This is a genomic window from Vibrio neptunius, from assembly GCF_000967495.1.
Taxonomy (GTDB): domain Bacteria; phylum Pseudomonadota; class Gammaproteobacteria; order Enterobacterales; family Vibrionaceae; genus Vibrio; species Vibrio neptunius.
Genome location: NZ_JXXU01000011.1, coordinates 17,148 through 35,416, shown reverse-complemented (window position 1 = coordinate 35,416; position 18,269 = coordinate 17,148). Strand labels below are relative to the sequence as shown.

Sequence of the window (18,269 nt, the reverse complement as noted above, 5' to 3'; positions counted from 1 at the left end):
TTCCGCCTTTTCCACGATCTCAATGCAAACGATGTTCAGCTTACCTATAGACACTCTCAAAACCGAATTTCTGAAACTTCTTTCTACTCACCATATGATAGTAGAAGCGGAAACCGGCTCGGGCAAATCAACTCGATTACCATTATGGGCAGCGGAGCAGGGAAAAGTACTGGTGATTGAACCTCGGCGTATTGCCTGTACGTCATTAGCGCAGTTTCTCGCAGAGCAAAAAAATGAGCCACTAGGTTGCTCAGTGGGCTATTCGATTAAGCTGGAAAACCGTTGTGATGAGAAAACAAACATTGTTTTCGTTACGCCGGGTGTTGCATTGCGTTGGTACTCTGAAAATCGGCTCAGCGATTTTAAAACCATTATTGTCGATGAGTTTCATGAGCGCCGCTGGGATACTGACTTGCTGGTGGCGTTGTTGAATCAGCACAATCAGCATCGTTTAGTTATTACGTCAGCCACGATTGAGGGTGAGAAGCTTGCACGATACGTTGGAGCGCAACGCCTACAAGCTAAGGGGCGCAATTTTGACGTAGCCATCGCTCATCGGGCCGGTGATTCAAGGCAGCTTCCAGATAGCCGTAACCTAGAACAAAGAGTCCGAGCAGAGGTGGAGAGTTTACTCGACTTAGAGGGGGATATTCTGGTTTTCTTGCCAGGGCGTAAAGAAATTACCCAATGCCAGAGTGCGCTCGCTCATCTTGACAAAGTGGTAGTCGTGCCATTGCATGCTTCTGTGACTAACAAACAGAGGGAAGTTGCGCTTAACCAGCAAGAGCTGCAAAAAGTCGTGCTTGCGACTAACGTTGCTGAAACCTCACTAACCATACTGAATGTGGTTGCCGTTGTTGATTCTGGCTTGGAGCGACGTACTGAGCAGAGAAACGGAAAAACCACATTGAGCCTAAAACATATTTCTAAAGCAAGCGCGAGACAGCGCAGCGGTCGAGCGGGAAGAGTGATGGATGGCATTTGTATTCGCTTGTATGGTGAACATGCTGCGTTGGCTGAAGTTACTCCTCCAGAGCTTCATCGAGAAACACTCACAGAAGCCATGTTGGCCTGCGCCAGTTGTGGGTATTCTCTTTCTGCACTGAGCTTTTTAGAACCACTACCTGAAAAGTCGCTTGTTCAGGCGACTGATATTTTGCACGCCATGGGTGCGATAGATGAATCTGGCCTAGTCACTTCACATGGACAACGTATTTACCCTCTGCCTATTGATGCTCTGTATGCTGATTTGGTGACGCGAATGCCACAGCGAAAGCTACAAGAAGCCATGGTGGATTTAACCGCAGTGCTCGCGACACCTGCATCTATGTACCGTTTATCGTCAAATGAAGAAGCACTAGAAGAGCTTGGCAAAGAAGAGCCTTTGGGATGTGATGCTGAAATCGCGATTAGAGTCGTACGTGGAGAAAAGCTCCCCGGTGTTACCATAGATGATGATGTACTCACAGAAGCGCAGGCACTTTCTCAACAAATGCGGACAGTGTTCGAGTTGCCCGAACTTAGTGTGGCTTCCCGTTACTCTCATAATGAGCTAGTTGAAGCTATTGCCTCTCTTCACCCTGAGTTATTGTTTGTCAGAAGAGAACGTCGTCGTGAGGCGTTGGGCAATGGTCAAATGGAAGTCTCACTGGGCCGGGCAAGTCGTTTACCCGATGATATTGAGGCTGCACTGGTGCTAGATACTCACAGTTTACCGGGGCGAGGAGTTAAACAAACATTGACACTCGCGACGGTGACGATGCCAGTTAAACTATCGCTTTTTGAACAACTGGACATTGGGCACTGGGTAGAAGGCGAGGTGATCAGTGTGGGAGATGTCCCCTACATTCAACTCCATATGATGTATGCCGGACGAGAAGTGGCCTACAAGAAAGCGCTAGCAAAAGGTGAGTTTGCGATTAAATCACTCGTTGAAGCCGTTAAACGTGAAGAGTTGTTACCGGGATTTGCTAAACAGCGACATCAACAAATCGAGCACTGGAAATTATACCACTCACTGGATAACCCCTCTGCAACACCGATTCAGGAATCGTTGACATTTGACTCTTGGTTTACTGAACAGCTCGTAACATTGGAGCTGGCAGATGCGTCGGAGCTTGCGATGTTCAGCGCAGAAGATTTTCCTTTTGAAGGCATTCCTTACTGGGAGTATGAAGACTTTGCTGCCATGTACCCATTTGAACTCTATATTGGTGACTTGCAATTAAGCGTCGAATATCAACCGATGAAAAAGCGGGTCTACGTGGTGTATAAGTCGGGCTTACGTAAAGGCGACCCAAAGCGTTGGGAGCTACCGCGATGGGCAGGATGGCGTGTGCAATACAAAAGAGCGAGTCGAATTATAGATATCCGCTAGCAAGTGGCTTGGGATAAATTCCTGCCCTGAAATATTACGCAACTGATTACCCATGTCTCTATCTTGTGCATCTTTTGTTATCGGGTTGGTTTTGATATAGCTTTTTGACCGAAAAAATAGCTATAAAAGATGATTGTTCTATATCCTATTGCTATATGGATAGTGATAGACGATATTGAGGATACTGTGTTGCCTACCAGAGGAGATTGATATGGAACATCAGGGCAAGGCAAGTGTGGTATTCGACTATACCTCTTTTCTTGGCGCGTCGTGCAGTAAGAAATGGACTTTCTTAGAAGCAATGAGTACCTTCGCACCTATTTTCAGTTTGGCTTGGAAAAGTACGATCAAAGAGGCGGTATCTGCGGAAGACCGCCTGTGGGATCAGGCAATGAAATCACTGTCGGTAAGTCGGAGCGATGAGTCCAATATTCTGACACTGATGCAATTAGCACGGAGTGAAGGCATTGAAGAGCTGAAACTGGTGATGCCTTATGAGCTCGAGCGAGAACAAATCGAAAAACTGAGGAACCGCTCCAATACTCATATTGAAAGCCATCAGCAAGATGAATTGATCATTACTTTCTAAGGCCCAAGTTTGGGCCTTTCTCTATTGTGACAATCCTGTTGATCTCTCAATAACTTGCGCCAAGCTGAGCTATACTTTCAAATCCAGAACGGCAGTCATTTGTGATTATTAAAAGTGCGTTCTCTCCCATACACTGGCTTTATTCGTTCGTCTAAAGAGGTATTCATGGAAGTAAAACGGCCTCATCTCCTTATTCCAATTCTCGTGGCGGCATCATTTACTGCTCACGGGCAAAGTGCGACAAACAACCTCAATTACAACTTTCTGTACGCCGACTTAAGTGCGGGCTCGCTTGATGAGAATTTAGGGGTAAATAGCAATGTGACTTCTCTAGCGGTGGGGGGCAACATGCTTATCGACAATCAGTTTCTCGCTACATTGGATTACGAAGCCAGGTTTATCCATCCGCAAAACACAACCACCGAGATTTACACTTTACTGCCTGGTGCTGCATTTAGGTACCCATTAGAGGATAAGTGGGATTTGGTCGCAGGCGCGAAAGCCGGCTTTGTTTGGTCAACACAAACCAACGATATTACAGATGCAAAGATTTCGAGCGACAATAAGTTCATGTGGGGCGGAGATTTGACGCTTAAATATGAGTTAAATAAGTCCTGGGAGCTGTCAGTGACCGGTGGGTTACGACGGAGCGACATTCTTGATGAAGATATCTTTAATATGCGGGGGGATTATCAGGTGTCGACGAAGTTGGTCTTCGGTGGTTTCTATACGCATCGAAACAATGGTTCAACGACGACCAATGAAGGTGGCGTTAGCATACGTTATCTTTTCTAGGCGCTATCACACAAAAAGAGCCAGCATCAGCTGGCTCTTTTTTATTGGATTCTGGTCGCTTATAGAACAGCGGCCAGTGCTTTACAAAGTGGTAGCATGTTCGAACGAGTCATACCTGCTACGCTGATGCGGCCTGAACCTACGATGTAGATGGCGAACTCATCTTTAAGGCGAGTCACCTGTTGTTTTGAAAGGCCAGAGAATGAGAACATACCGTTTTGACGTTCAATGAAGCTAAAGTCAGCGTCAACGCCTTGTTCTTTGAGGGTGGCAACAAACAGTTCGCGCATGTCTTGAATACGGTCACGCATTTCTTTTACTTCCGCTTCCCACTCATTGCGCAGTTCAACATTGTTAAGAATGTGCGTCACAACTGCGCTACCGTGTGCTGGTGGGTTTGAGTAGATAGAACGGATGATGGCTTTCACTTGAGAGAATGCTGTGTCCGCTGTCTGCTCTGATTCCGCAACCAAGGTGAATGCACCTACACGCTCGTTGTAGAGGCCAAAGTTCTTAGAGAAGGAGCTCGCGACTAAGATCTCTTTGTTGTATTTAGCAAAAATACGTAAACCTGCCGCATCTTCTTCAACGCCTTTGGCGAATCCTTGGTAAGCGAAGTCGAACAGAGGTAGCAGTTTTTTGTCCGCAACCAGCTTGGCAAGTGTTTCCCATTCTTCAAGTGTTGGGTCAATGCCTGTTGGGTTATGGCAGCAGCCATGAAGAAGGACAATATCGCCTTCAGACGCTTGCTCAAGATCGGCTACCATTGCCGCGAAATCTTTATCTTTTGTCTCAGCGTTGTAGTAGCTGTACTGAGCGGTTTCGATACCTGCTGCAGTGAATACACCGTTGTGGTTAGCCCAAGTTGGGTTGCTGATCCAGATCTTCACATCACCTAACTGACGTTTGATGAACTCACCCGCCACGCGCAATGCGCCTGTACCACCAGGAGCCTGAGCGGTTTTTGCTAATTTGTTATTAACAATATCAGAATCTCCACCAAATAGGAGTTTCTGTACCGCTAGGCCATACTCAGCGGTCCCTTCGATAGTAAGGTATGACTTGGTTTTTTCGCTTTCAATTAGGGCGGCTTCCGCTTTTTTAACGGTGGCTAGAACAGGGGTTTCACCTTGTTCATTTTTATAAATACCAACGCCAAGGTTAATTTTGTCTGCTCGCGAGTCTTTTTTGAACTCTTCTGTCAGTCCAAGGATAGGATCTGCCGGCGCAGCAACTACTTTTTCAAACATAATTGTCATCCATGTGAGTCGAAGGGAGGATATAAATATTTCGGTTATTTATACCTTATCTGCGCTTGTCGAGACAACATCAACCAGTAAGAAAATGACAAAATAGGCACATTTAAAATGCACTCGGCGCCTAACCTACTTTTTACCCATTAAAAACAGCGCAAAGCGCATTAACTTTGGAAGTAGGTGTTAATTCGATGCAAGAAGTTTAAGTCGGCTCATTGGCTTGAAGTTCTTCCAAAGCCATCGCATTCTCTTCGGCTTCTAAGCTACGGTATTTATCGGCGATATCGACAAATTCCTGTTCTATTGTAAGGAAGGCGTCAACCAGCTCAGGGTCAAAATGACTGCCTTTACCCTCAAGGATAATGGATTTCGCTTTCTCATGGCTGAAGGCTTTTTTGTAAACACGCTCGGAGATTAGCGCGTCATACACATCAGCAAGCGCCATCAAACGACCAGAAAGTGGGATTTCATCGCCTTTTAATCCCTTCGGATAGCCACTACCGTCCCATTTTTCGTGGTGATTTAGAGCGATCTCTTTCGCCAATTGAAGGAAAGAGTTACTGCCCAGATGTTTCTCTGCAATCGAGAGGGCCTTCGCCCCAATTTCTGGATGGCGTTTCATCGTCTTAAACTCGTCGTCGGTGAGTTTACCGGGTTTGAGCAAAATACTGTCAGGAATACCCACTTTACCTACGTCGTGCAATGGCGCCGATTTGTATAACAGTTCTATGTAATTAGGAGTAAGCAGCGCCCTATGTTTGTCAAATTGGCAAAGGTAGTTGGCTAAGGCGCGAATGTACTCTTGGGTACGCAAAATATGCGCGCCAGTTTCGTTATCTCTAGATTCTGCCAGTGCTGAAAGAGAGACAATGGCAACATCACGAGTGGTTTTGACTTCGTCTTGAGTCGATTGCAGGCTATCGAGCATCTTGTTGGTCAGAGAGGCCATCGAACCGAGCTCATTATGCTCAAAAATAGGTAAACGCTTGGCAATATTGCCCTGTGCGACTTGTTGTAAAGAACACTCCTGAGACAACAAAACTTTACGCATTAGTTTGGTCCACAGTATGAGAATCGTCGCGACGTAAGCACCGAGCACCAATGACAAATAGATGAACTCTTTAATCACACTAACGGTAGCACTGCCATCGAGAATGCGCTCAGGATTATGTTGTAACCAGAATATATCTTTTACTGCAACCATGGTGAGCATGGTCGTTAAGGTGATGAGGAGCATAGCAATCATCATGATCATTTGTTTGACCATAGATTGACGCTCACCACTGAGTTCAAAATGATAGTGTTCTGTTTGTGTTAATTGATCAAATTTCTCGAGCTTGGAAGCGAGCTGTAAAATCAAACCAGAGAAAAAGCCGAACAAGGTCATCCCAAACAAAACCTTGAGATTACTGTCGAGTCCAAAGTCGTAATGAAGGTTATAGAATATTGCGAGTGGGACGCTGCCCATAAAAAACAGGGTGGCATCGAGTCGGGCTTGGCGTTGCTCTTCAAGTAAAGAGTGGTCATTGAGCAAAAAATGTCGAACGACAAACAGCGCGCCAAAGGTTACCCCGACGTGGAATAAAATTTCCTGGGTTGTCAGGGTTTCTAAAAATGGGCAAACCCGCCCGCCATAAGTACCGAAAACCACAGCCGCAATCGCGTACAGTTTTAGCGTTAGAGGCGCGTTATAGTTGGAGTTAGCCATTTTCTAGCCCTTATTCTTAAAGCCCAACTCAGCTTACGCAAAGCCAAGTTTCATAGTCTTCACTTATAAAATGACCCGCGATACTATCGTTTAATTTCGAGTTTAGATACATTTTTGCCACTTTAGTAGTAGTGGTAGTACCAATTGAGAGGAGTGCATCGAACTGAAGGTGATTAACAAGCCACACGGTGTTAGAGCAGCGTGTGACTTGTGGAAGGTAGGTGGTTGAATAAGACCGAAAACAATTACTTTAGCTTTTTCGCTGCCCAGTCATTTAGGTGTGAAAGAATTGCTCTTATCGCATGCTTTTCAGTCGCTTTCTCATTCTGGTCTACTTCTATGTCTTTCTTAGGGTGTGAGCCAGTAGCGTCTTCGGCGATATGCAGCCAGTCAGGGTGCCAGTAATAGGGTTGACCGTGTGGAGCAATCCAACTGTGGACACCATTGCTTTCACCTTTATATTCGATATGTGATTCATCGTATTTTTTCATTCTTACCCGGTCCTTACGTTGAGTTATTCGGATCACTGATACGTGATTAAATGTAACAGAGAAGTAAATATTTAATGTGATAAGTGTCAACAAACGGGGTGCGTTAAAAATTAATAAAATTGTTTAGTGAGCTTAAGCCAGTGTCAATCAAATGTGTGATATCTTTTGTTTCCTGAATGACAAGGTGAGGGAAGTATGAATCGCTATCAACAATTGGCCGAACAGCTTAAGTTACAAATTGAGAATGGCATTTGGCGAGCAGGGGAAAAAGTGCCGTCGATTCGAATGACCAGCCGTAACCGCTCAGTCAGCGCTTCAACTGTCCTTCAAGCTTATCAACTTCTTGAATCTCAAGGTTGGTTACTCGCCAAACCGCAGTCAGGCTATTTCGTCACTTCGATCATGGAACGGGTTTCAACGCCTGAGCCAGAAAGCAAAGTGGTTGCACCTGAGTTTAACGACAAGCTATACGAGTTCCTACAAAGCAATAGTAAAGCCGATATTGCGCTCGGTTCGGCTTTTCCTGATCCTAATTTATTCCCTCTACAAGCATTGAATCGTCATCTAGCCAGCGCTGGCAGAAAAATGCCACTCAATAGTGTGTTTGACAACATGCCACCAGGTAACGAAGCGCTGCGCCGTCAAATCGCCCAACGTTATCTTAAGCAAGGTATAACGGTCGCTCATACTGATATCGTTATTACCTCAGGCGCAATGGAAGCGTTGAACCTAGGGCTGCAGGTGGTCACTCAGCCGGGTGATACAGTGATTGTTGAAGCACCGGCATTCTATGGCGCTATTCAGGCGATTGAGCGATTAAACCTCAAAGCGATTGAAGTTCCGGTCCACCCTGAAACCGGGTTGTGTATAAAGAAGTTTGAACGAGCGATTAAGAGGCACAAAGTATCAGCGTGCTGGTTAATGCCAAATTTTCATAACCCGACTGGCGCGAGCTTGGCGCCCAGTGGTAGGAAAAAGGTGGTCGAGCTAGCGAACCGATACCAGATCGCGGTCGTCGAAGATGACGTTTATTCTGAATTGTATTTTGGTGATGATAAACCTATGCCGCTTAAGTACTGGGACCAAGAAGATAGGGTTCTTCTGTGCGGCTCATTGTCTAAATCCTTATGCCCAGGGTATCGGGTTGGTTGGGTGGTTAATGGTCAGTTTAATGAGCGACTACAGAAGCTGCAGCTGGTATCGACGTTATCAGGCAGTGTGCCCGTTCAGGAAGGCGTCGCGCACTTCCTTCAATATGAAAGCCTTGATAATCACCTCAGAAAACTGCGTAAGGAATTAGCGGTCAGACAACAGGTTTTTATTGAGGTCGTGAAACGTTGTTTCCCTCAAGGGACTATAGTTAGTCAGCCTCAGGGGGGGTACTTTGTCTGGATAGAATTGAGCAAGGGGGTAGACACTTACTTGCTTTACCAAAGATTACAACAGCGTGGAATTACTATTGCTTATGGGCGGCTGTTTAGCTCCCGTGAGCAGTTCCAGAATTGTATCCGTTTGAACGCTTCATATCCTATGACCAGCAAGCTGGAGCAGATCATGATGGAAATTGCTAAGGCGATCACTGATTAATCACTGTTTGGTCATTTTTCGCTTCAACTGTACTGCGCTTACCGATCAACTCTGTGATGAAATAATCGGGAAATTTATACAGTTAGCGAGGAAAGTATGGAAAAACAACGCCATAAGCAGGAATTTCGTTTGATTATTGTCGCGATTTTCTGTGCATTCTTATTGATTTTTGGTCACCTGATTCTTGCTAAGTCTTTTGCTGATATGGTTTGGACAGAATACACGGCTGCCGCGATTCCATTTGTCATGTTTGGGCTTTGCCTGTTTGGTATCAAATACGCCTCAAAAGCACAAGATTCTTAACAGCGAACGAAAGCCTCCCTAAATGAGGGAGGCTCCGATACTCTATTTCTCAGGATTTGCGGAGGTTGGGCGACTATTATCGGGATAGAAGGCCATCAAATCTTCCGCATTCTGCAACGCGCTGCTACCTCGACATAGGGCTTGTATGCTCCTAATCCATGTTCGTGGTTTCCATGCTTAATACAAATCATCCAACCCAAACACCTTGGTGTTGCGCGCTTGATAATAATGTGACGTTTTCACTACGGCCAAATTTGAATAGTGGCAGACATTAAAAAAGCCTCCATGAGGAGGCTTTTTAATGTTATCAGTGTGCTTTTTGCTTAGAAATTAGCTGAGCGCGGTGTACGTGGGAATGGAATGACGTCACGTACGTTACCCATACCTGTTACGTAAGAAACCAGACGCTCAAAGCCCAGACCGAAACCTGAGTGAGGAACTGTGCCGTAGCGACGAAGGTCACGGTACCAATCCATGTGCTCTGGATCGATGCCGATATCGCGCATGCGGGCATCAAGAACGTCCAGACGCTCTTCACGCTGAGAACCACCGATGATTTCACCAATGCCTGGTGCAAGTACATCCATTGCTGCTACTGTTTTTCCATCTTCGTTGAGGCGCATGTAGAAGGCTTTGATGTCTTTCGGGTAGTTCTTAACGATTACTGGTGCTTTGAAGTGTTCTTCAGCGAGATAACGCTCGTGCTCTGAAGACATATCGATACCCCATTCAACTGGGAATTCGAAGTCACGGCCAGAGTCGAGAAGAATCTGGATGGCATCAGTGTAATCAACCTGAGCGAAATCAGACTCAACAAATTTCTCTAGGCGAGTAATCGCTTCTTTGTCGATACGTTGTGCAAAGAACTCAAGGTCATCACGACGCTCTTCCAGTACTGCTTTAAATACGTACTTCAGCATGTCTTCAGACAGTTTCGCGATATCTTCAAGATCAGCGAAAGCAACTTCAGGCTCAACCATCCAGAATTCCGCTAGGTGGCGGCTGGTGTTTGAGTTTTCTGCACGGAAGGTAGGGCCAAATGTGTACACTTTGCTTAGCGCACAAGCGTAAGCTTCGCCATTAAGCTGGCCAGATACGGTTAGGAACGTCTCTTTACCAAAGAAGTCTTCGTTGTAGTCCACTTTACCTTGTTCTGTGCGCGGTAGGTTTTCCATGTCTAGCGTAGATACGCGGAACATTTCACCTGCACCTTCTGCATCAGAAGCGGTAATAAGCGGTGCAGACACCCAGAAGTAACCTTGCTCGTGGTAGAAACGGTGAATTGCCTGAGACAAACAGTTACGTACACGCGCGACAGCGCCAATAACGTTCGTACGTGGACGAAGGTGTGCTACTTCACGTAGGTATTCAATCGAGTGACGAGTTTTCGCCATCGGATAAGTATCAGCATCTTCAACCCAGCCAACGACTTTTACATCTGTCGCTGCAAGCTCAAAGTCCTGACCTTTTGCTGGAGATTCAACGATAGTACCTGTCACTTCAACAGAACAACCTGTTGTCAGTTTTAGAACTTCTTCGTTGTAATTATTTAGATTATTAGGGACCACGGCCTGAATCGGGTCGAAACAAGAGCCGTCGTAGATGGCAAGGAAAGAGATTCCAGCTTTGGAATCACGACGCGAGCGGATCCAGCCGCGGACAGTTACCTCACTGTCAACTGCTAGCTTACCGCTTAATACGTCTGATACAGGCGCGTAAGTCATGTTGTAAATATTCTCCATTGAGTAAAAAATCAACCCAATGTTTTATTGTGGACTCACTGAATAAAAAGCGAGCAAACATTGGGTTGGATTGAATTTCATCTATTCAATGGAACATATTACCTTTCAATTCTTAGGCTTCAACCTTTATTCGCTAATAGTGGCGCAAAAAATGTCCAAATCGACTCAATTCTTCCGCGAAAGGGTAAATTGGTTGATCAAAGACTCCAAATGTTCTGAAAGTTGCTCTAGATTCATGCTGATGTCGCGCGTTTTTGCGGCAGATTGAGAGGTGTCATCGGCATGCAGGGTGATGATTTCGACTTTGTGCTGTACCTGCTGACTAATATGAGTGGTATTGCTTGTTTGCTGCTGAATACTTTGTGCATGAGAGAGTGCTTGTTGCATTTCCGTCACTACTTCAGACATTGCCACAGACAGCGCTTCAATCTCATTGGAGCGTTGATGAGCGGTTTCGCACACGGTATCAACCGAGGACAGTGAGCTTTCACTATCTTTTTGGAACTGAGAAATGATGTTTTCGATACTGCCGGTAGCCTGCGACGTTCGACTTGCTAGCTGACGTACTTCATCCGCGACCACAGCAAAACCACGACCTTGATCACCTGCTCGTGCCGCTTCGATAGCAGCGTTCAGCGCTAGCAGATTAGTTTGCTCCGCAATACCTTTGATGACCTCCAAAATAGTCGATACTTCTGCCGTTTGATCGTTGAGTTCAACAATGTTGACTTTCACTTGTTCAATATCGGTGACTAGGCTCTTAATTTCAGTACTGGCGTTATGCGCCTGAGTCGCGCTTTGTTCAGCGATGCTGGTGGTGTGTTTGATCAAGCTAGAGGCATCATCAGTGGCTCGCTCAACTTGTACCTGCTGGGACTGCATTTGCTCGATGCTGGTTTGGACATCCGAGGTTTCATTTTGCTGATTATGCGCAGCTTGGTCTGTGACTCGAGCAACATCTGTGAGTCCCGTTGCTGAATGGGTCAGATGGTGGGAGGTTTCTTGTACTCTCTCTAAACTGTGACTCACAGTATCCATAAACGAGTTGATCGCCATAGACAGCTGGCCAATTTCATCCTTGTTATTATGCTCAATCCGTTTCGAGAGATCTTTACTTTCACTCACACTCTGCATGTAACGTGATGTTTTCTGGATAGGACGAACAATGAATTTACGGATCAGGAACAGAGTCAACAAAAAGCCGATGAAGCCAAATGTTGCCATAATGGTTACGGCGATCATTGTGCGCTGGCTGATCATACTATTGACGTGAGATAAGTTGTACTCTAGGCGAATAGCACCGAGTACCTCGCCTTCTGGGGCCATGTGACAAGAGACACAATTGGTACCACGATAGTTTTCACTGGCCTTCATAGGTAAAGCGACAACTAAACCATTACCCCATGCGGCAGAAATGGGCTCGATAACTAGTTCGCCACTGAGAGCACGTTGATCAATCTCGTCTTCAGGTGCTTGGTTTGGTTGGCCTGGGCCATACAGCTTACTGACTGCGTCAGCACGAAGGACTTTGACCTGCTCGATACCATCCTGAGCTAAGGCTTTTTGGCGAAGTGTTTCTTTTTGCGCCATGGTTCCGGTTAGCATCATCATATTGAGGCTGTCGAAGTAGTTACTGGCTTTGTCGTGTAACTGTTCGCTGAGAACGGAATTCATCAGCTCTTTTTGTTGCCAATACTGATAGGCGGTGGAGGAAGCCAGTACCAGAGAGAACACGGTGACTAGGGTTGCCAGCAACTTGGTAGTAATGGTTGAGCTCATTTACAACTGCTTAATTGTTAGAATTGGAATAGACGTCAAATATAATGACTTATATGCACATTCACTCAATGGATGTACATGGTTATTGTGACCCTACACAATGTGTGGATTATGTAAATGTGATGTGGGGCTTATGTAATCAAAACTTTGACGTAGCGACATTTTTTCGGCGTGCTACAAAAATTGAGAATTCACCATCTTATAAATAATTTTATTAATCGCTGAGTGCACCTTGTCACTACTACACTATTTCCTTAGTATTGCCTGTCTTTTTGTAATGCCTGAGATCCAAAATGAAAACTGAATTATACAAAGAGTTTATGTTTGAAGCGGCACATCACCTTCCACATGTACCGGAAGGGCATAAGTGCGGTCGACTGCATGGCCACTCTTTCTTAGTTCGTCTATATGTAGAAGGCGAAGTTGATCCTCATACCGGGTGGGTTGTCGACTTTGCGGAAATCAAAGCCGCGTTTAAACCTATTTATGATCAACTTGACCACTACTACCTCAATGATATTGAAGGTTTAGAGAATCCGACCAGCGAAGTACTGGCGAAATGGATTTGGCAGAAAGTGAAGCCAACCTTGCCACTACTGAGCAAAGTTGAAATTAAAGAGACGTGTACCGCAGGTTGCATTTACGCAGGCGAATAACATACCTATATGTTTGAAAAGAAGCGAAGCACAGAGCTTCGCTTTTTTGATACTCATCCGCCAGCTTTAAAGCGTATTCTGTGTTTTTGTCAGTGAATAGCGCATTTTCTCTCTTGGGGAGATTGCAATCCTATCGTCAATGTTTAAGATGTTTATTCTCTTCATGCTGAAGAGTAGGTAGCAGAGGAATTGCTGCTTTGTTTTAAAGGACTGTCTCACTTAATCGGACACCTCAATGATCTTCAAAATTACAACCCCGATCATCGAACCGACAGAAGGTTCGCCACACGTTTTATCGACGTCACTCGTTCCCCTCTCCATGTTCAACTGCGTTTTTTCTCTGCGCCACTCTTTCCTAAGCCTTTTTTTCTATAAAGCCCGCTATTCGTATCGTTTTTGATTCTTGGCCCCGCGCTAGGCACGCGCACATCTCAATCTTTTATTTATTAAAACAGATACGACAATTATGAATACTAAACTTCTGGGTAGCTCCCTGATTATTTCCGGTACTGCACTCGGTGCTGGCATGCTAGCCATTCCAATGGTTCTAGCACAATTTGGTTTGTGGTATGGATCATTATTAATGATTTTTATCTGCTTTGGGACAACTTACGCGGCTTTGTTGTTACTCGAAGCGACGTTAAAGGCAGGCGGTGGTTTGGGCCTTAACTCTGTGGCTCGTCAGACACTAGGAAAAGTGGGGCAGTTAGTAACGAACCTGCTGCTATACGCTTTATTGATTTGTTTGCTAATGGCTTACATTCTTGGTGCGGCAGACCTCTTAGGTCAGTTTACCAGAGAAATAGGTATTGAACTCTCTGCTAGCCAGACTCAAATTCTCTTCACGCTTATTGCTGGTGCGGTTATCGCCTGTGGTACAGGTGTTATTGACAAACTCAACCGCTCACTGTTTTTCATCATGATTGCTAGTCTAAGTTTGAGTTTGGCTCTGCTACTGCCAGACTTTCGTTTCGCTAACATCACTCAGGTGATGAATCATGATCATTTAGCCCTGTTCAAAACCAGTGCTGTACTGTTTACTAGCTTCGGGTTTATGGTTGTTATACCTTCTCTCGTCTCTTACAACCATGAAGCGACCGATCACCAATTACGAAACATGGTGATTGTTGGTTCAGTGATTCCCTTGCTCTGCTACTTATGCTGGTTGTTTGCTGTTGTCGGTAACTTACAACCCGAACAGCTAGGCGAGTTCTCCAATGTGTCAGAGCTTATCCAAGCCTTTGAACATCACTCGCCTTGGATTGGTACTATTCTATCGGTGTTTACAGGGTTGGCGCTATTGACGTCGTTCTTTGGTGTGGCCATGTCTTTATTCAATCAAAACCGTGATATGTTCCGGCAGAACCATCTTGTCACCTACGTGATTACGTTCATTTTGCCACTTGCAGGAGCCTTGTTGGCTGCAGACAAGTTTTTGGCAGTGTTGAGCTACGCTGGGATCATTCTGGTGTTTTTGGCAGTGTTTGTACCACTTGCTATGGTATACAAGATAAGGCTTGCCAATGCAGAGACGACGCGATACACCGCAGAAGGTGGAAGTATAATGTTGATGTTTTCTTTGTTTTTTGGTGGCTTCTTGCTTGTTTCCCAAGTTATCTAAATAAAAGGCGGGTCTCCCGCCTTTTTTAACTTAATGAATAGTAGAAACCTTGATGGATGTGGGCACCCAAGGTGGTCAGTAAATGCGCACAGTCGGCAGTTTCAACCCCTTCAACAATAACCTTGCACTGATTGGCTCTACCAATCGCAATTAGCTGTCTCAATGTTTCGATACGCTTGATGTCCTTTTTTAGGCCGAGAACAAACTCGCGATCAATCTTAAGGTAGTCGGGCTTTATCTTACCAATAAGTTCAACGTTGTTGTTACCGGTACCGAAATCATCAATGCTGATGGAGCACCCGAGTGTTTTTAGTCTAGTGATATTCCGATAGATCTCTTGTGTATAGTACATAGAGGCATTTTCAGTGATTTCAATTGTCAGATGATTGCAATCATATTGCTTGAGCTCCCAATAAAGCACGGAGAAGTGTTTACCGCTTAACAGAGAAGGACATACGTTGATACTTAATGGTGCAATAAGAGACTTACTATCGCTATATATAATGCGGATAACTAACAAGGTATGCAGTAATAGCAGCTTGTTGGCGATGAGGGTTTCAATGAACTGTTGAGTGTTTTTAACACTAAAGCGTGATAAAGCTTCGTAGTGAATATTCTGATGACAGGTGGTGTCATAAATAGGCTCAAGTTTGAGATTTAAACGGCGAATTGCCCAAAAATATTGAATGACTGCGAGTAAGCGTTTGTATCGCATCGTTACAGCAAGCAACGCTGTGAAGAGCAAGATATTTTTAAATGGATTTGAAACGTAGAAAAACTCTTTGAATCCATCGCTTTGCTCTTTGGAAACAAACACCTTTCCTTCCGTACTGCCTATATCAAAAGAATTACCCGTATTGGTGCAAACCTTCATACCTTTTAGGAAAGTACTAGAAATGTAGTTCTCAATGGAACGGTATAAGTTAATATTCTTAACTCGCACCGTTATCTTGGTGTTATTTTTCTCCAGAGTTTGAGTGGTGTAATTGCCATTTTTGAACCAGTCATCATATTGGTCATGATTGATGGGCATCACGGATTCGGCAGTGACAAGGCAGTAGGTATTGAACTTATCTATCATCATACTTGATTCAATCAGTTCAACATTATCAAAAAGCGACTGCAGTGTATTCGGGTCCGAGAAACAAGATTGTTCGGAGAGGGAATCGGTAAAGTCTTCAACATTACCAAAGTATCCCTGATGTAAAATGCTATTGATTGCGTAATAGCATGTGGCAAAGAATATAAAACTGGCTATGGCCAAGGTCAGCCCCAAATCGACATAGAGCTTCTTATCTGTCAGACAAAACGCGATAGCGTGACGCATAGCGGACTTGGATGTTTTATTGAGCTTGGCTTGTTGTTGAGCCCCATTTTGTTGATTGTCATGGCTTTTAAACGGGACGAAATAACCGACTCTGTGGATGTTTTCAATGATGTTTTTACGAGAGTTCAGATGTGACTTGGTCAGTTGTTTGAATTTTTTTCGAAGAGAAGCAACGATGTTTTTAAATCCATTTTCAGGCAGTGTGATGTTGTGATATTGAGAGATCTTGCGCTCAATACAACGCTGACTTATTGGCGCGTTTAGCGTTCCGTAGCAAGAGATGATACTTAAAATCAGGTATTCATTCTGACTGATCGAAAGAGAAGAGTGTCGTGTGTGGTTTAATTCTAATGAAATGTTGCTGTCTGACAAACAAACGCAGATTTGGTTTCCTAATTCAAACCTAATCATTTGTGAAGGCGCTCCTGGGATTAAATGTAGCGGGAAACTATCAATAATGAGACAAGTTAGATGTGATACATTGCGAGCATATCCTAAGTGTGAGGATATAGTGTCCGATTTAGTTTTTTTTATAACTTAGATGATAGAAATGCGAGTAGATTGAAGCTAACAGTAAGAAAAAGTGGACTGGCAATAAAAAAGCCCGTTAAAACGGGCTTTGAAGAGAGGTAGAGTGTGGCATTAGCAGATAACTTTTACTGCAAGACCACCTTGAGATGTTTCGCGGTACTTGGCGTTCATGTCTTTACCGGTTTCTAGCATGGTTTCAATAACCTTGTCCAGAGACACCGTAGGGGCTGATGAACGACGCAGAGCCATACGAGATGAGTTGATCGATTTTACGGCGGCAATACCGTTACGCTCGATACATGGAACCTGCACCTGACCAGCGACAGGATCACAGGTGAGACCTAAGTTGTGTTCCATAGCGATTTCCGCAGCCATACAAACTTGCTCTGGGCTTCCACCCATTAGTTCCGCAAGACCAGCCGCTGCCATTGAGCATGCTACACCGACTTCGCCCTGACAACCGACTTCCGCACCAGAAATTGAGGCGTTACGTTTATATAGGCCACCTATTGCGCCAGAAGCCGCAAAGTAGCGGATGTAATCTTTCTCAGTAACAGTCTGAATAAACTTGTCGTAGTATGCTAATACCGCAGGGATAATGCCACACGCACCATTGGTTGGTGCCGTTACAACTCGGCCACCAGCAGCATTTTCTTCATTGACTGCAAAAGCAAACATGTTGACCCAATCGACGACAGCCATTGGATCGTTAGTCGTTTTTTCCGAAGTCATCAATTGTTGGCGAAGAGCCGCAGCACGACGAGGTACACGCAGTGGACCTGGTAATATACCTTCTGTATTCATACCGCGATCCATACACTCACGCATGGTTTTCCAGATCTTAGCGAAGTAAGTGCGAGATTCTTCCTCAGAGTGAAGAGCAGCTTGGTTTTTCATCACAAGCGTGCTGATGGAAAGACCACTTTCTTTACATTGGTTGACCAGCTCTTCTGCCGTGGTGAACTCATAAGGTGCTTTAACCGGGTTTGCTTGCTCCTTGCCGAAGTTCTCTTCATCGACGATGAATCCCCCTCCGATCGAGTAATAGGTTTTTGAGTAGACCTTCTCGTTCTCGATCCATGCATGGATCTGCATACCATTTTCGTGCAACTCAAGGTTAGTTTTATGGAAGTTCATTCCACCTTCTTTCGGGAAGGATACTGTATGACAGTGCATGCCAACAGGAAGTCGTTCCGTTTCCTCTACGCGAGCGATAAAACCCGGAATAGAGTCAATATCTACTTTCTCAGGGGTATTGCCTGCAAGACCCATGATGATGGCGATATCGGTGTGGTGACCTTTCCCTGTCAGTGATAGCGATCCATAAACGTCAACGGTGATTTTAGTGATGTCGCGCAATTTTCCCATTGAACGTAAATCATCAATAAATTCTTTACCCGCTTTCATTGGGCCTACAGTGTGTGAACTTGAAGGACCAACACCGATTTTATAGATGTCAAAAACACTAATCATATCGATTTCCTCAAAACAAAGCCTCCCAACGGGG

The 18,269-nt window shown here is 44.9% G+C and carries 14 protein-coding genes; 7 read left to right on the top strand and 7 right to left on the bottom strand.

Annotated features, from left to right (window positions below; translation table 11 throughout):
- The first annotated feature begins 31 nt into the window (after positions 1-31).
- The 3 genes from TW84_RS04325 to TW84_RS04315 all read left to right on the top strand — a co-directional run bounded on the left by TW84_RS04325 (position 32) and on the right by TW84_RS04315 (position 3,761).
- Positions 32-2,377 carry a DEAD/DEAH box helicase gene (locus TW84_RS04325; protein ID WP_045974450.1) on the top strand — a complete coding sequence of 782 codons (2,346 nt, stop codon included), beginning with the start codon at positions 32-34 and terminating at the stop codon, positions 2,375-2,377.
- Between the two features lie 211 nt (positions 2,378-2,588).
- The gene (locus TW84_RS04320) at positions 2,589-2,966 is read left to right on the top strand and encodes a hypothetical protein (protein WP_045974449.1); all 378 of its coding nucleotides are present in this window, start codon (positions 2,589-2,591) and stop codon (positions 2,964-2,966) included.
- Positions 2,967-3,131: 165 nt separating this feature from the next.
- The gene (locus TW84_RS04315; protein ID WP_045974448.1) at positions 3,132-3,761 is read left to right on the top strand and encodes a membrane protein; all 630 of its coding nucleotides are present in this window, start codon (positions 3,132-3,134) and stop codon (positions 3,759-3,761) included.
- Between the two features lie 59 nt (positions 3,762-3,820).
- On the opposite strand, the gene TW84_RS04310 is transcribed toward TW84_RS04315, so the two are convergent.
- From TW84_RS04310 to TW84_RS04300, 3 genes are all read right to left on the bottom strand, one after another.
- Positions 3,821-5,011, bottom strand: a complete 1,191-nt coding sequence (locus tag TW84_RS04310; RefSeq protein WP_045974447.1) for an amino acid aminotransferase — start codon at positions 5,009-5,011, stop codon at positions 3,821-3,823.
- 208 nt (positions 5,012-5,219) lie between these two features.
- Positions 5,220-6,725: an HD domain-containing phosphohydrolase gene (locus tag TW84_RS04305; RefSeq protein WP_045974446.1), complete on the bottom strand. Its 1,506-nt coding sequence runs from the start codon at positions 6,723-6,725 to the stop codon at positions 5,220-5,222.
- A gap of 245 nt (positions 6,726-6,970) precedes the next feature.
- On the bottom strand, positions 6,971-7,216 hold the full coding sequence (locus tag TW84_RS04300) for a hypothetical protein (RefSeq protein ID WP_045974445.1): 246 nt from the start codon (positions 7,214-7,216) through the stop codon (positions 6,971-6,973).
- 195 nt (positions 7,217-7,411) lie between these two features.
- Between TW84_RS04300 and TW84_RS04295 the strand changes: the two genes are divergently transcribed.
- Positions 7,412-8,803, top strand: a complete 1,392-nt coding sequence (locus TW84_RS04295) for an aminotransferase-like domain-containing protein (RefSeq protein WP_045974444.1) — start codon at positions 7,412-7,414, stop codon at positions 8,801-8,803.
- 96 nt (positions 8,804-8,899) lie between these two features.
- Positions 8,900-9,106, top strand: coding sequence for a hypothetical protein (locus tag TW84_RS04290; protein ID WP_045974443.1), 207 nt, complete (start codon positions 8,900-8,902; stop codon positions 9,104-9,106).
- Positions 9,107-9,429: 323 nt separating this feature from the next.
- On the opposite strand, the gene asnS is transcribed toward TW84_RS04290, so the two are convergent.
- Both asnS and TW84_RS04280 read right to left on the bottom strand, forming a co-directional pair.
- Positions 9,430-10,830: an asparagine--tRNA ligase gene (gene asnS, locus TW84_RS04285; RefSeq protein WP_045974442.1), complete on the bottom strand. Its 1,401-nt coding sequence runs from the start codon at positions 10,828-10,830 to the stop codon at positions 9,430-9,432.
- A gap of 183 nt (positions 10,831-11,013) precedes the next feature.
- Entirely contained in the window at positions 11,014-12,627 is a 1,614-nt protein-coding gene (locus TW84_RS04280) for a methyl-accepting chemotaxis protein (protein ID WP_045974441.1), read from the bottom strand.
- A 293-nt stretch (positions 12,628-12,920) separates the two neighbouring features.
- On the opposite strand from TW84_RS04280, the gene queD reads away from it, so the two are divergent.
- Together queD and TW84_RS04270 are read left to right on the top strand one after the other, a co-directional pair.
- On the top strand, positions 12,921-13,283 hold the full coding sequence (queD, locus tag TW84_RS04275; protein WP_045974440.1) for a 6-carboxytetrahydropterin synthase QueD: 363 nt from the start codon (positions 12,921-12,923) through the stop codon (positions 13,281-13,283).
- 466 nt (positions 13,284-13,749) lie between these two features.
- A complete protein-coding gene (locus TW84_RS04270; RefSeq protein WP_045974439.1) occupies positions 13,750-14,904 on the top strand; it encodes an amino acid permease in 1,155 nt (384 codons plus the stop codon).
- Positions 14,905-14,929: 25 nt separating this feature from the next.
- Here TW84_RS04270 and tpdA read toward each other — a convergent pair whose 3' ends face one another.
- Both tpdA and TW84_RS04260 read right to left on the bottom strand, forming a co-directional pair.
- Positions 14,930-16,642 (bottom strand): cyclic di-GMP phosphodiesterase TpdA, encoded by a 1,713-nt coding sequence (tpdA, locus tag TW84_RS04265; RefSeq protein WP_045974438.1) that lies wholly within the window; start codon positions 16,640-16,642, stop codon positions 14,930-14,932.
- Positions 16,643-16,873: 231 nt separating this feature from the next.
- Positions 16,874-18,235, bottom strand: coding sequence for an L-serine ammonia-lyase (locus TW84_RS04260; RefSeq protein WP_045974437.1), 1,362 nt, complete (start codon positions 18,233-18,235; stop codon positions 16,874-16,876).
- Positions 18,236-18,269 lie beyond the last annotated feature (34 nt).

Excerpts from the sequence above, each read along its gene's own strand:
- TW84_RS04325 (WP_045974450.1), top strand. The coding sequence starts at position 32 with ATGTTCAGCTTACCTATAGACACTCTCAAAACCGAATTTCTGAAACTT.
- TW84_RS04320 (WP_045974449.1), top strand. The coding sequence starts at position 2,589 with ATGGAACATCAGGGCAAGGCAAGTGTGGTATTCGACTATACCTCTTTT.
- TW84_RS04315 (WP_045974448.1), top strand. The coding sequence starts at position 3,132 with ATGGAAGTAAAACGGCCTCATCTCCTTATTCCAATTCTCGTGGCGGCA.
- TW84_RS04310 (WP_045974447.1), bottom strand. The coding sequence starts at position 5,011 with ATGTTTGAAAAAGTAGTTGCTGCGCCGGCAGATCCTATCCTTGGACTG.
- TW84_RS04305 (WP_045974446.1), bottom strand. The coding sequence starts at position 6,725 with ATGGCTAACTCCAACTATAACGCGCCTCTAACGCTAAAACTGTACGCG.
- TW84_RS04300 (WP_045974445.1), bottom strand. The coding sequence starts at position 7,216 with ATGAAAAAATACGATGAATCACATATCGAATATAAAGGTGAAAGCAAT.
- TW84_RS04295 (WP_045974444.1), top strand. The coding sequence starts at position 7,412 with ATGAATCGCTATCAACAATTGGCCGAACAGCTTAAGTTACAAATTGAG.
- TW84_RS04290 (WP_045974443.1), top strand. The coding sequence starts at position 8,900 with ATGGAAAAACAACGCCATAAGCAGGAATTTCGTTTGATTATTGTCGCG.
- asnS (WP_045974442.1), bottom strand. The coding sequence starts at position 10,830 with ATGACTTACGCGCCTGTATCAGACGTATTAAGCGGTAAGCTAGCAGTT.
- TW84_RS04280 (WP_045974441.1), bottom strand. The coding sequence starts at position 12,627 with ATGAGCTCAACCATTACTACCAAGTTGCTGGCAACCCTAGTCACCGTG.
- queD (WP_045974440.1), top strand. The coding sequence starts at position 12,921 with ATGAAAACTGAATTATACAAAGAGTTTATGTTTGAAGCGGCACATCAC.
- TW84_RS04270 (WP_045974439.1), top strand. The coding sequence starts at position 13,750 with ATGAATACTAAACTTCTGGGTAGCTCCCTGATTATTTCCGGTACTGCA.
- tpdA (WP_045974438.1), bottom strand. The coding sequence starts at position 16,642 with ATGATTAGGTTTGAATTAGGAAACCAAATCTGCGTTTGTTTGTCAGAC.
- TW84_RS04260 (WP_045974437.1), bottom strand. The coding sequence starts at position 18,235 with ATGATTAGTGTTTTTGACATCTATAAAATCGGTGTTGGTCCTTCAAGT.